This is a genomic window from Streptomyces sp. NPDC090106 (genome assembly GCF_044747265.1).
Taxonomy (GTDB): Bacteria; Actinomycetota; Actinomycetes; order Streptomycetales; family Streptomycetaceae; genus Streptomyces.
Genome location: NZ_JBIVDS010000007.1, coordinates 82,575 through 95,696, shown reverse-complemented (window position 1 = coordinate 95,696; position 13,122 = coordinate 82,575). Strand labels below are relative to the sequence as shown.

The window sequence follows — 13,122 nt, the reverse complement described above, 5'->3', positions numbered from 1 at the left end:
CGATCACGGAGACCGACGGTCCGGAGCAGGTGCGGGCCCGCCTGGAGAAGACGGGGTACCTCGTCGACGACGGGCTGGCCGTCGCCTGCTTCCTGGCCCTCCGGCTTGCCCGGCCGATCTTCTGCGAGGGTGACGCGGGCGTCGGCAAGACCGCGCTCGCGTCCGCCCTCGCCGAGGCCCTGGACGCCCCGCTGATCCGGCTCCAGTGCCATGAGGGCATCGACGCCTCGCAGGCCCTGTACGACTGGGACTTCCCCCGCCAGCTCCTGCATCTGCGCGCCGCCGAGGCGGCCGGGGTGACCGACGCCGACCGGCTGGAGGGCGAGCTGTACGACCGCCGGTTCCTCATCGCCCGGCCGCTGCTGCGCGCCCTGGAGACCCAGCCGTCGGTGCTGCTGGTGGACGAGATCGACCGCGCCGACGACGAGTTCGAGGCGTTCCTGCTGGAGCTGCTGTCCGAGTACGCGGTGACCATCCCCGAACTGGGCACCCTGCGGGCCGCGCGCCCGCCCGTCGTCGTCCTCACCTCCAACCGCACCCGTGAGGTGCACGACGCGCTCAAGCGGCGCTGCCTCTACCACTGGTTCGACCACCCGGACTTCGCCCGTGAACTGGCCATCGTGCGCCGGAGGTTGCCGGAGGTGTCGGCGCGCCTCGCGGAACAGGTGACGGCCCTGACGCAGACGCTGCGCGCGCAGGAGCTGGTGAAGCCGCCCGGGGTGGCGGAGACCATCGACTGGGCGCGGGCCCTGGACGCGCTCGGGGCGAGCGAGGTGGACGCGGAGCTGGCGGTGACCACGCTCGGATCGGTGCTCAAGTACCGGGAGGACGCGGAGCGCGCGCGGGGCCTGGACTTCGCGGCGGTGCTCGCCGGGCGAGGGGTGTGAGGCAGGTGCTCGCCGCCGACGCCGTACTGCTGGGGTTCGCCCGTGCCCTGCGCGCGGCGGGTGTCGACGCGAGCGCCGACCGGCTGCACGCCTTCCTGCGCGCGGTGGACCGGCTCGGGCCGGCGGCACGGTCGGACGTGTACTGGGCGGGGCGGCTGACGCTGTGCGGCGACCGGGACGACCTGGAGCGCTACGAACGGGTCTTCCGCGCCTGCTTCGAGGGCGCCGGGCCGAGCGGCCGGCGGATGCCCGCGGCCCCGCCACCACCCCGGCTGCGGACGGGATTCGCCGAGGCCGCCGACTCCGCTTCCCCTCAGGCGGGTTCACTCCCCGTGGCCTCGCTCGCGGGCTCCGCCGAGGTGCTCAGACACCGCGACCTCGCGTCGCTGACGGCGGAGGAGCGGGCCCAACTGCACCGGCTCCTCGCGGCGTTCGCGCTCAGCGGCGAGACACGGCGCAGCGCACGCCGCCGGCCGGCCCGGCGCGGCGAGGTCGATCCGCGCGCCACCGTGCGGGAGCTGCTGCGGCGCGGCGGGGAACCCGCGCGGCTGCACCGGCGCGCCCGGGTCGTCCGGCCCCGGCGGGTGGTGCTGCTGGTGGACGTCAGCGGGTCCATGGCGCCGTACGCGGACGCGTTGCTGCGGTTCGCGCACGCCGCCGCGCGCGGGCCGCGCACCGAGGTGTTCACCGTCGGCACCCGGCTGACCCGGGTGACCCGCGAACTGGCGCACCGGGACCCGGACCTGGCGCTGGCGGCGGTCTCGGCAGCCGTCCCCGACTGGCGGGGCGGCACCCGGCTGGGCGTACTGCTGCGGGAGTTCCTGGACCGGTGGGGGCAGCGCGGGACGGCGCGGGGCGCGGTCGTGGTGCTGCTGTCGGACGGCTGGGAGCGTGGCGATCCGGAGCTGCTGGCCGCCCAGATGCGACGCTTGCACCGGCTGGCGCACCGGGTGATCTGGGCCAATCCACGCAGGGCACGCCCCGGTTACGCGCCGCTCGCGGCCGGGATGGCGGCGGCGCTGCCGAGCGTGGACGCGTTCGTCGACGGGCACAGCCTGATCGCGCTGGAGCGGCTGGCGGCGGTCGTGAGAGGAGCGGATCGTGCGTGACATCCTTCCGGCGCTGGGCGCCTGGTACGCGGCGGGGACGCCGTTCGGGCTGGCGACCGTGGTGGGGGTGAGCCGGAGCGCGCCGCGCGACCCGGGTGCCTCGATGGCCGTCGGGCCGGACGACGAGGTCGTGGGCAGTGTGTCCGGCGGGTGCGTGGAGGGCGCGGTGTTCGAGCTGGCGCAGGAGGTGGTGGCGGACGGTGAGGCGCGGCTGCGGACGTTCGGGTACAGCGACGAGGACGCGTTCGCGGTCGGGCTCACCTGCGGCGGGGAGATCACCCTGCTGGTGCGGCCCGTCACCCCGGCGACGGACCCGTCGTTCGGGGAGGTGGCCGCGTCGGTGGCCGCCGGGGACCCGGTGACCGTGGCGACCGTCACCGACGGGCCCGCCCCGCGCGGCGCGACGCTCGCCGTGTGGCCGGACCGGGTCGCGGGCACCCTGGGCACAGAGGGCCTGGACGTCGCGGTCACCGCCGACGCACGCGGTGAACTGGCCCTGGGGGCAACGGGGATCAGGCACTACGGGCCACGCGGGGAGCGCCGGGAGGACGCGGTGAGCGTCTTCCTGAACTCCTTCGCCCCGCCGCCGCGCATGCTGGTGTTCGGTGCCATCGACTACGCGGCGGCGGTGGCCAGGATCGGCGTGTTCCTGGGCTACCGGGTCACGGTGTGCGACGCCCGCCCGGTCTTCGCGACGCCGAAGCGGTTCCCCGGGGACGTCGAGGTCGTCGTCGACTGGCCGCACCGCTACCTGCGGCGCACCGGTACCGACGCCCGCACGGTGATCTGCGTCCTGACGCACGATCCCAAGTTCGACGTGCCGCTCCTGGAGGAGGCGCTGCGCAGGCCCGCCGCCTACATCGGGGCGATGGGCAGCCGCCGTACCCACGACGACCGGATGAAGCGGCTGGTGGACGGCGGGCTCACGGACGCCGAGCTGTCCCGGCTGCGCTCCCCCGTCGGGCTCGACCTCGGCGCGCGGACGCCGGAGGAGGTGGCGGTGTCGGTCGCCGCCGAGATCGTCGCCCTGCGGTGGCGCGGCACGGGAACCCCGTTGACGGCCACCGCGGGGGCGATCCATCCGCACTGAGGAACCGTACTGAGGCCCCGCACCGGCACCACACCGAGGAACAGCGCCGAGCAACCGCACCGAGCACCTGAGAGCGACGGAGGAAGTCATGGAACTGCACCACGAGTTCACCGTGCCCGTACCGGTCGACGACGCCTGGCGGGCGCTGCTCGACATCGAGCGTGTGGCGCCGTGCATGCCGGGGGCGAGCGTGGAGGACTACGACGGCAAGACCGTGACCGGCTCGGTCAAGGTCAAGGTGGGTCCGGTGACCGTCACCTACAAGGGCACCGCCGTCTTCGAGGAGCAGGACGAGCAGGAGCGCCGCATGGTCCTCATGGCCTCCGGCCGGGAGACCCGGGGGCAGGGCACCGCCCGTGCCACGGTCACCGGAACGCTCACCGAGCAGGACGGCGGCACGACCGTGTCGGTGCGGACGGATCTCACGGTGACCGGGCGTCCCGCGCAGTTCGGGCGGGGCGTGATCGCGGAGGTCGGCGACCGGATCATCGGCCAGTTCGCGCAGTGCCTCGCACAGCAGCTGGCGCCGCCGCCCCCGGCCGAGGAAGCCGCGCCGGAAGAGGCGCGGACACCGACGGCCGCGGCACCCGCCCCTGCGCCCCTTCCCGCCGCCGAGCCCCTGGACCTGTTCCGCACGGCCGGCGTCCCGGTCGCCAAACGCCTCGCGGGCCTGCTGGCCGCCGCCGTCGTGACCGTGCTGGCGATCCGGCGGATACGACGGGGGCGGCGGGGCTAGGGGGCACCACACAGGACTTTCGCGACACCGCCCTCTAGGGCCTGTCCGCCGGATCGGGCCGGGGGCGAGCCCCGCACGCACTGCCCCGCCGGGCCCACGACGCAGGGCCCGGCGGCGCTGCCGTCACCGGCCGACACCCTCCGGGCCCGCGCCTACCGGGCGGGAAGGTGTGTCCCGACCCCACCGTGTCGCCCGCCGTGACGGCACCCGATCGGCCACGCCCCCTCCGCTGCGCAGCCGCGCGCAGCGGAGCCCGCCCGGGACGGCCCGCCTCCGCGCCCCTCACCGGCGCCCGGCCCCGGCCCCGCGCGTCCGAATAGCGGCGTCGGCGTCGACCACCTGACGGCAGGCGGGCCGGTCGCCCTCGGCATGATCGCCGTGGCTGCACACCACCGCCCCCTGCCACGCGGTCGCGGCGAGCGCCGCTTCCCACACCTCGGTCCGCACGCCGGCGTCGGCGAGCGGCCGGCGTGCGCGGGGCAACCATCGCGTGCGGTCGAGCGTCAACCTGGCGTGGGGCCTGGTTGTCCGTCCTCACCTTTCTCATACCCCCAGGGGTTAGCATCTGCCCACAAGCACCACACCATGACAGAAGCGACAAGCGACCCAAGGGGGACCGAGCCTGATGCCGGTCAAGGTCAGCGTCGTCGTCCCGGTGTACAACCCCGGGACCTACATCGAGGACTGCATCGCGTCTCTGAGGAGGCAGTCACTGCCTCACGACGAGTACGAAGTGATCTTCGTGGACGACGGCTCCACCGACGCAACACCCGCCCGGCTCGACGAGGTCGCGGCCGAGGACCCGCGTATCCGCGTCATCCACCAGGAGAACTCGGGCTGGTCCGGCAAGCCGCGCAACGTCGGGATCGACGCCGCCCGGGGCGAGTTCGTGATGTTCGTCGACAACGACGACCATCTCGGCGACGAGGCCCTGGAGCGGATGTACGACTACGGCGTGGCCAACGGCGCGGACGTGATCGTCGGGAAGATGGCCGGCAAGGGCCGTGGCGTGCCGATCGAGTTGTTCCGCCGCAACCGCCCGCACGCCTCGGTGGAGAACGCGCCGCTGATCGACAGTCTCACCCCGCACAAGATGATCCGCCGGGCCTTCCTCGACGACATCGGTCTGCGCTTCCCGGAGGGCCGACGGCGGCTGGAGGACCACGTCTTCATCGCGGAGGCGTATCTGCGGGCGGACAACGTGTCCGTGCTCAGCGACTACGTCTGCTACTACCACGTGCGCCGGGACGACTCCTCCAACGCCGGTTTCCAGCAGTTCGATCCGGTCGGCTACTTCAGGAACCTGCGCGAGGCCCTCGACGTCGTCGAGAAGTACACCGAGCCGGGGGCGGTGCGCGACCGGCTCTTCCGGCGCTGGCTGCGGGTCGAGATGGTCGAGCGGATGCGCGGCCGGAAGTTCGCCAAGTGGCCCGAGGAATACCGGCGTTCACTGTTCGCGGAGATCCATTCCGTGGTCGTGGAGCGCTTCGGCCCCGGTGTCGCCGCCGGACTCCCGCCCGCGCAGCGGGCCGTGGCCGCGCTGATCGCCGCGAACCGGTACGACGACGTCCTCGCCTTCTCCGAGTGGGAGGCGGGCATCGGCCTCAGGGCGGTCCCGGAGACCGTCGCGTGGGCGGACGCAGCCCTGCGGGTCGTGCTGCGCGCCGAGTTCACCTCGGGCGGCGAGCCGATGCGGTTCCCCGCCGAGGGCGCACCGGCGGACGGTGAGCCGCCGCTGGACGCGGCCGAGGCGATCGCCTGGGTGGGGGCGGACTGCGTGACGCGGTTCGCCAAGGCCTCCGGTGATCTGATGCTGCGTGAACGCTCCAGCGCCGCCCATCACTTCCAGCCCGTCGAGGTGGTCCGCGAGACCGTCGAGGACGGCGACCGGATGCGCCTGACGCTGCGCGTGACGGCCACGGTCGATCCGGCGACGGCCGCGGGCGGCCTCGCTCCGGGCGCCGGACTGTGGGACGCGTTCGTGCGGGTCAGGCTCGGCGCGTGGACCCAGGAGTGCCGGCTGGGCCCGGCCGAGGGGACGTCGCTGCCGGGTGCCGGTGTCGTGGGTGGCCGGGTCGTCCTGCCGTACTGGACGAAGCGGGGCGATCTCGCGCTCGACGTGGACCGGGCGGCCGGGCGGCTGGGACTGAAGGGGACCGGCTCGGCCACCGTCGCCGGGGGTGTGCTGCGCGCGTCGGTGCCGCTGTACGTCCCGGCCGAGACGGAGGTGTCGGTGCGGCTGGGGTCCTCGCGGATCGTGGACGTGCCCGCGGTCCTGTCTCCCGGAGGCGACGGCGCACACGCCGACCTGACGGCCGAACTACCGCTCCCCGGGCTGGAGTCGGGGACCTGGCGGACGGCGCTGTGTCCCGTCCCGGGTGCGGCCGAGCCCCGGTTCCTCGTCCTGCCGACGCTTCTCGGTGTGCGCGGGAACACGGCCCGGGTCGTGCCGCCGGGCGGCGGGCAGAGCCTGGTCCGCCGGGTGCGCCGCAAGGTCGGCCGGATGCTGCGCGCGCTGCGCGGCTGAGCGGCCTGAGCGGGCGGAGGGGGCCGGAGCGCTGCGCTCCGGCCCCCTCCGCCCGCTCAGGCCCTGTTCAGGACGTCGACTCGGCGGGTTTGGCGTACCGGTCCTTCAACGCCTTGCGTTTGTTGCTGCCTTCGGCGTTCTTGCCTTTTTCGATGATCACCAGGTTGTGGTAGAAGTGCACGGCCACGATGTTGAGGTCCGTGTAGCTCGGCTGGTAGTCCTCGTCGACGAACTCCTCGTAATTGAGGCCGTCCGTCAGCCGCTTCAGCATCGCCATGCTGGTGCCGGGATCGTCGAGGTCCTCGCTGCCCAGCCATTCCGGCCAGTACGACGACTGGGTGTCCTCGACGGCGTAGATGCCGCCGTCCTTCAGTCGCGGGAAGAGCGTCGCGAACGTGGTGAGGACGTGCGGGGGGCGGTGGCTGCCGTCGTCGATGATGACGTCGAGCTCACCGATCTTGTCCGCGACGGCGTTCAGCGACGAGGGGTCGGACTGGTCGCCGATGAAGGTGCGGATGCGGTCCTCGTCGACGAAGGACTTGTCCTGGATGTCCATGCCGAAGACGCTCGCCTTGGGGAAGAACGCCTTCCACATCCTGAGCGACGCGCCGCCCTGGCCGGGCCGGTTGTAGCCGCCGATCCCGATCTCCAGCAGGTTGAACTGCTCATCCTTGAGGTGCTGGAGGTGGCGCTGGTAGTGCTGGGTGTACCGGTGCGCTCCCCACTTGTCCGTCTTGAAGTGCACGGCAAGCTTGTTGAGATCACCGGAGATCGCGGCGAGCCCGGTGGGCTTGGGTGCCGCCTTGACCTGCGCGACGGGCCGGGCGGGCTGCCCGGAAAGACGCCGCTTCAGACGGCGGACGCGCCGCACGTTCTGCTCACCCAGTACGGACTTCACCGTTGATCGAATCGACACAGCGGAATGCATTCCTTTCGGTGGTGCAGGTCAGGATGGGGGTCCGGCGATTTCGGTTCGGCGAGGCCGGGGCGGAAGTCTTTACGGAACACCCGATTCCGGTGCCGGTCACCTCCGCGCGACGGCCGATTAGGGAGGACTCTATACGTCGGACACCTTTGATTAACGAGTCGTACGCAATCCCCGGGAACATCAACTCGCTCATGATCACGCGGCAGTTCCGCGCGCCCGGGGGCGCGCCGTCCGGCCCGGTGAACCGTTCGCGACGTGGGTGGCATGCTACGAAAGTCCGAGGTGGCGCGGGAGTGTTTCGGTCAGGCCGGTTCCACTCGTACGGGTGGCCGCTCCCGCGGCGGTTTCACCGCTCCAGGGTGATCTCGCTCCACACCTGCTTGCCGCCGCTGACCGGGACCGTGCCCCAGGCCGCCGACATCGCCGACACGAGGAGGATGCCGCGGCCCCCGGTGGCCTCCCAGCCGATGCTCCTGGGTTTGGCCGGGGTGCGGGGCGAGGAGTCGGCGACGGCGACGCGCAGCCGCTGGTTGACGAGCGTGAGGTCGAGACGGACCCGGCCGTCGGTGTGCACGAGGGCGTTGGTGACCAGCTCGGAGACGACGAGGAGCACGCTGTCGAGGGCGTCCGCGGGGACGTTCCAGGAGCGCAGCGTGCGGCGGGTGAAGCGGCGGGCGTGCCCGACAGCCTGCGGGACGCGCCAGACGGTCCAGCTCTCGCGCCGCGGGTGGGTGGCCATGCCGTCGTAGCGCACGAGCAGCAGGGCGACGTCGTCGCTGCGGCGGGCGCTGCCGAGCAGGGTGTCGGCGACCTGGCCCAGGCGGGCGGGGTCGGCGGCGGCGAGTTCGGTGGCCAGCCGGTTCATGCCGGTGTCGATGTCGGAGTCGGCGGACTCGACGAGGCCGTCGGTGGCCAGGGCGATCGTGGTGCCGGGCCGCAGGCGCAGCGGTGCCATCGGGAAGTCCGCCTGCTCCATGACGCCGAGCGGCGGGCCGCCCTCGGCCTCGGCGATCTCCGTCGACCCGTCGCTGTGGCGCAGCACCGGCGGCAGATGACCGGCGCGCACGCACCAGGCGGAGCCCTCCTCCATGTCGAGGTCGACGTAGCAGCAGGTCGCGAAGAGGTCGGTCTCCAGGTCCACGAGGAGCCGGTTGGCGTGCGAGACGACGACGTCCGGCGGATGCCCCTCGACGGCGTAGGCGCGCAGCGCGGTGCGCATCTGCCCCATGAGGGTCGCGGCGGCGGCGCTGTGTCCCTGGACGTCGCCGATGACGAGGGCGACGTGGTTGTCGGGCATCGGGATCACGTCGTACCAGTCGCCGCCCAGTTCCAGGCCCGCGGTGCTCGGCAGATAGCGGGCGACGGCGGTCGCGCCGGGCAGGACGGGCAGCCGGCGGGGCAGGAGCTGGCGCTGGAGCATGCCGACGAGTTCGTGTTCGGCGTCGAAGGCGCGGGCCCGCATCAGGGCCTGTCCGGCGAGGCCGGCGGAGGCGGTGAGCAGGGCGCGTTCGTCGGGGCCGAAGTCGTGCGGGGCGTCCCAGCCGATGAGGCAGGCGCCGGCCATGCGGCCCCCGGCGGGCAGCGGCAGCACGGCGAGGCCGCCGGGGCCGACCTCGGCGAGGGCGGGTTCCAGGGCGGTGCCGGCGGGCCAGATCTGGGCGCGGCCCTCGCTGAGGGCGGCGGCGAGGGTGGGCATGGCGCGCACGGGCGCCTCGGGCCACTCGGCGCGCCACTCCCGGCGCCACAGCTCGGGCCAGGTCTCCGGCTCGGGCGGGTCGAGGACGGTGACGACGAGCCGGTCGTTCTCCAGCTCGGCCAGCGCGATGCGGTCGGCCCGCAGGGGCTTGCGCAGGGCGGCGACCACGGCCTGGCTGACGTCCCGGACGGTGCCCGCGGTGGCGAGGGCGGCGGCCAGGCGCTGCACGCGGGCCACGTCGGTGACGTCGGAGCGGAGCGTGGAGGCGTCGGCGACGGTGCCGACGAGCCGGGCGGGCCGTCCCTCGCCGCCGGGCAGGAGGCGACCGCGCAGCCTCAGCCATCTGGGGGGACCACCGGAGCGGAGGATGCGGAACTCCAGCTCACGGTCGCCGAGCGACATGTGGTCGGCCTCGGTGACGGACATCAGGGCGGGCAGGTCCTCGGGCACGGTCAGCGCGAGGAGGGTCTCCACCCGGCCGTCGAAGGCGTCCCGGCCGATCCCGAACAGCTCCAGGATGGTGTCGCCGACCTCGATCCGGCCGGTGTCCATGGCCAGGGCGAACGTGTCGGCGGGCAGCTCCCCGCTCTCGGCGGCGCGTTCCGGGGCGGGGCGGACGACGGCGTCGGCGATCAGTTCGAGGCATCTGCGGTCGTCGGTGGTGAAGGCGTCCGGGTGCTCGCTGACCGCGACGAGGCAGCCGTCGCCGGGGGCGGGCAGCACCGCGAGGGAGAAGTCCCACGACGGGGCCCGCCGGGCCTCCGCGCACTCGGCGAGCTCCTGGGGGCCCAGCCAGGCCGCCCGTCCGGTGCGGTGGACCTCGACCACGGGTGAGCCGCCCGAGGTGGGATAGCCGTCGCGGATGCCGTACAGGGAGCGCGGCACCCCGGCCGACTCGACGAGGCAGAGCAGGTCGCCGTCCTTGCCCGGGGTGTACAGGGCGACGAAGGCAGCCCCGGCGAAGACGAGGCCCTGTTCGAGGACGTGCCGCAGCCTCTCGGGCGATTCGGGACCGTCCGTGACCGCTTTGAGGGCCATTTCGGCGCGCGGCGTTCTGGTTTCGCGTCCCGCGCCTCCCTCACTGACCACGTCCGTAATTACAGCGCTAAAGCCCCGGCCGCGCAGCCCCTGTGCACGTTCGCGCAGCTCCTGTGGGCGTTCCGTGGAGTATTTGCGCAGGCGGCGCTCGAAATTCCTCGAACAATTCTTGACCCGTGCGTACCGCACGGTGGTCTCGTGACAGAGGTGACTGTCCGTGCCCACCCCCTCGGCGGGACGCTCGACACCGGGCCAAGGAGGGGCAGGCATGGACAAGCGGTACGAGGTGTACGCGCTCGCCGACCGGCATTTCTACGAGACGCCCGACCGGCTGGGCGCCGGAGCGGACGAGGGCACCGCCCTGTACGAGACGGCGCGGCGCGCCGTGCCGGAGGGATGGGACGCGACTCGGATCGGCGACTGGCTGACGCTCACCCCGCTCGGCGCGGACGGCGGGCCGGTGCCCGGGCCGTCCCAGGGCTGGAAGATCCACGCCTCGGCCACCCGGGCGAACGCGGAGCGGATCGCGGCGATCGTGTGGGAGTACTGCGTGCCGCGCCGCATCCCGTTCAAGTTCGTCCCGGGCCCGTATCTGCACCATCTGCGCAACACCAAGTACGCCTCCCGCGACACCAGCGGCAAGTTCGTGACGCTCTACCCGGCCGACGAGGAGCAGCTGCACACGGTGCTGCGGGAGCTCGGCGGACTCCTGGAGGGGTTCGAGGGGCCGTACGTCCTGACCGACCTGCGCTGGCACGAGGGTCCGCTGTACGTCCGCTACGGCGCGTTCGCCCGTACCTTCGTCGTCGACGAGCGGGGCTCGCTGGTGCCCGCGGTGCGGGACGGCGAGGGGCGTCTGGTCCCGGACCGGCGGGCGCCGTCCTTCCAGGTCCCGGAGTGGGTGACGCTGCCGGCGTTCCTGGAGCCCCATCTGGCGGCGCGGAACACGACGACGGTGGGCGACCTGCCGTACCGGATCGAGAAGGCGCTGCACTTCTCCAACGGCGGCGGGGTGTACGCGGGGACCGACACCCGCGACGGGCGCAGGGTCGTCCTGAAGGAGGCCCGGCCGCACGCGGGGCTCGCCGCGGACGGGGCGGACGCGATCGCCCGCCTGGAGCGGGAGCGGGACGCCCTGGAGCGGACGGCCGGGACGGGTGTGGTGCCGGAGGTACGGGACTGGTTCACGCTCGGCGAGCACCGGTTCCTGGTGATGGACTTCCTGGAGGGCCGCCCCCTCAACGCGTTCTTCGCCGAGCGGCACCCCCTGCTCACCCCGGACCCCGACCCGGAGGCGGTCGCGCGGTACACGGCGTGGGCGCTGCGCATCCACGCGGCCGTGGAGCGGGCGGTGGCCGCGGTCCACGCGCGGGGGGTCGTCTTCAACGACCTGCACGTCTTCAACATCATGGTCGCGCCGGACGAGGAGACGGTGTCCCTGCTCGACTTCGAGGCCGCCGCGCCCGTCACCGAGCAGGGCCGTCAGATCGTCGCGCACCCCGGTTTCCTCGCCCCGCCGGACCGCACCGGCGCCGACGTGGACCGCTACGCGCTGGCGTGTCTGCGGATCGCGCTGTTCCTGCCGGTGACGACCCTGTTCGTGGTCGACCGGCACAAGGCCGCGCATCTCGCCGAGGTGATCCTGCGTCAGTTCCCGGACGTGCCGAAGGAGTTCCTCGACGAGGCGGTCGCGGAGATCACCCGCGGGACCGGGGCCGTGGCACCGGTCCGCTCCTGGACGGACCCCGGTGACTGGCCGGCCGCCCGTGACTCCATGGTCGCCGCGATCCTCGCCTCGGCCACCCCGGAGCGCGAGGACCGGCTCTTCCCCGGTGACATCACCCAGTACAACGACGGCGGCGGACTCGGCCTCGCGCACGGCGCGGCCGGGGTGCTCTACGCCCTGGACGCGGTGGGCGCCGAACGGTACGAGGAGGGCGAGCGCTGGCTCCTGTCGCGCACCGCGCCCCCGCCGCGGGGCACCCCGCTCGGGCTGTACGACGGGCTCGCGGGCGTCGCGCTCGTCCTGGACCGGCTCGGCCACCGGCAGCGCGCCCTCGACCTGATCGGCTCGGTCCTCGCCGAGCGCTGGCAGAACCTGTCCTCCGATCTGCACGGCGGACTGGCCGGCCTGGGGCTCGTCCTCGCCGAACTCGCCCGCACGACCGGTGAGCCGGAGTTCGCGGACCGCGCCTCGGAGGCCGCCGACCTCGTCGTACGGCGTCTCGCGGAACCTCTGCCGCAGGGGCCGCGCAAGCCCCGGGCCGGGCTGCTCCGAGGTGCCGCCGGGCCCGCGCTGTTCCTGCTGCGGGAGTACGAACGCACCGGTGAGAAAAGCCTGTTGGAGGCAGCCGGGATGGCGCTGCGGCGGGACCTGGAGTGCTGTGTCACGCACACCAACGGCTCGCTGGAGGTCGACGAGGGCTGGCGGACGCTGCCGTACCTCGGGGAGGGCAGCGCGGGGATCGGCATGGTCCTCGACGACCACCTGGCCCACACCGGCAAGGAGTCGGCGCAGGTCAGGGACGGCATCCTCACCGCGGCGACCTACCGTTTCTATGTGCAGCCGGGCCTCTTCCAGGGCCGGGCCGGACTGATCCTGCACCTGGCGCGCACCGGGGCCGACCCGGAGCGGATCGCCGAACAGATCGACGGGCTGGGCTGGTTCGCGATGTCCTACCGGGACCGGCTGGCCTTCCCCGGACACCAGATGATGCGGCTGTCGATGGACCTGGGCACCGGCACGGCCGGCTGTCTGCTCGCGCTCGGCGCGGCCCTCGACGCCGGGGCAGGGGCCCACCTGCCGTTCCTGCCGCCGCTCAGGCGGCCCCCACAGCGCGGCTCCGCGACCTGACGGAGCCGTGGTCCGACCCCGTCCCCACGGGTGACCCCCACGAAGAGAGGAAGCCGACATGGCACTGCTCGACCTGCAGACGATGGAGTCCGACGAGACCACCGGTGGCGGCGGCGAAAGCAGCCTGAGCCTGCTGTCCTGCGTCAGCGCCGCGAGCATCACGCTCTGTCTCTGACCAGCACCGCGTGTCCACGGCCCCGGGCGGTCCGCTCCCGCGAGGGAGGGGCCGCCCGGGGTCCCGCTCGCGAAGGGGGCCC

9 protein-coding genes are annotated in these 13,122 nt (G+C 73.5%); 7 read left to right on the top strand and 2 right to left on the bottom strand.

Annotation, left to right across the window (positions count from 1 at the left end; all coding sequences use genetic code 11):
- Positions 1–2 precede the first annotated feature (2 nt).
- From ACIPSE_RS23170 to ACIPSE_RS23150, 5 genes are all read left to right on the top strand, one after another.
- Positions 3–887 carry an AAA family ATPase gene (locus tag ACIPSE_RS23170; protein ID WP_401666048.1) on the top strand — a complete coding sequence of 295 codons (885 nt, stop codon included), beginning with the start codon at positions 3–5 and terminating at the stop codon, positions 885–887.
- A complete protein-coding gene (locus ACIPSE_RS23165; protein ID WP_401665178.1) occupies positions 884–1,996 on the top strand; it encodes a VWA domain-containing protein in 1,113 nt (370 codons plus the stop codon). The genes ACIPSE_RS23170 and ACIPSE_RS23165 overlap by 4 nt, the downstream gene beginning before the upstream one ends.
- Positions 1,989–3,086 carry an XdhC family protein gene (locus tag ACIPSE_RS23160; RefSeq protein WP_401665177.1) on the top strand — a complete coding sequence of 366 codons (1,098 nt, stop codon included), beginning with the start codon at positions 1,989–1,991 and terminating at the stop codon, positions 3,084–3,086. The genes ACIPSE_RS23165 and ACIPSE_RS23160 overlap by 8 nt, the downstream gene beginning before the upstream one ends.
- An 88-nt stretch (positions 3,087–3,174) precedes the next feature.
- Entirely contained in the window at positions 3,175–3,822 is a 648-nt protein-coding gene (locus ACIPSE_RS23155; RefSeq protein WP_401665176.1) for an SRPBCC family protein, read from the top strand.
- Positions 3,823–4,447: 625 nt separating this feature from the next.
- Positions 4,448–6,349 (top strand): glycosyltransferase family 2 protein, encoded by a 1,902-nt coding sequence (locus ACIPSE_RS23150; RefSeq protein WP_401665175.1) that lies wholly within the window; start codon positions 4,448–4,450, stop codon positions 6,347–6,349.
- 67 nt (positions 6,350–6,416) lie between these two features.
- Here ACIPSE_RS23150 and ACIPSE_RS23145 read toward each other — a convergent pair whose 3' ends face one another.
- Positions 6,417–7,265: a hypothetical protein gene (locus ACIPSE_RS23145; protein WP_401665174.1), complete on the bottom strand. Its 849-nt coding sequence runs from the start codon at positions 7,263–7,265 to the stop codon at positions 6,417–6,419.
- Between the two features lie 358 nt (positions 7,266–7,623).
- On the bottom strand, positions 7,624–10,011 hold the full coding sequence (locus ACIPSE_RS23140) for a SpoIIE family protein phosphatase (RefSeq protein ID WP_401665172.1): 2,388 nt from the start codon (positions 10,009–10,011) through the stop codon (positions 7,624–7,626).
- A 268-nt stretch (positions 10,012–10,279) separates the two neighbouring features.
- Here ACIPSE_RS23140 and lanKC point away from each other — a divergent pair, with 268 nt between their 5' ends.
- On the top strand, positions 10,280–12,865 hold the full coding sequence (lanKC, locus tag ACIPSE_RS23135; protein ID WP_401665170.1) for a class III lanthionine synthetase LanKC: 2,586 nt from the start codon (positions 10,280–10,282) through the stop codon (positions 12,863–12,865).
- Positions 12,866–12,923: 58 nt separating this feature from the next.
- Positions 12,924–13,040 (top strand): SapB/AmfS family lanthipeptide, encoded by a 117-nt coding sequence (locus ACIPSE_RS23130; RefSeq protein ID WP_401665169.1) that lies wholly within the window; start codon positions 12,924–12,926, stop codon positions 13,038–13,040.
- Positions 13,041–13,122 lie beyond the last annotated feature (82 nt).

Bases quoted from the DNA above. Each gene is read 5' to 3' on its own strand.
- ACIPSE_RS23130 (WP_401665169.1), top strand. From the start codon at position 12,924: ATGGCACTGCTCGACCTGCAGACGATGGAGTCCGACGAGACCACCGGT.
- ACIPSE_RS23155 (WP_401665176.1), top strand. From the start codon at position 3,175: ATGGAACTGCACCACGAGTTCACCGTGCCCGTACCGGTCGACGACGCC.
- ACIPSE_RS23150 (WP_401665175.1), top strand. From the start codon at position 4,448: ATGCCGGTCAAGGTCAGCGTCGTCGTCCCGGTGTACAACCCCGGGACC.
- ACIPSE_RS23140 (WP_401665172.1), bottom strand. From the start codon at position 10,011: ATGGCCCTCAAAGCGGTCACGGACGGTCCCGAATCGCCCGAGAGGCTG.
- lanKC (WP_401665170.1), top strand. From the start codon at position 10,280: ATGGACAAGCGGTACGAGGTGTACGCGCTCGCCGACCGGCATTTCTAC.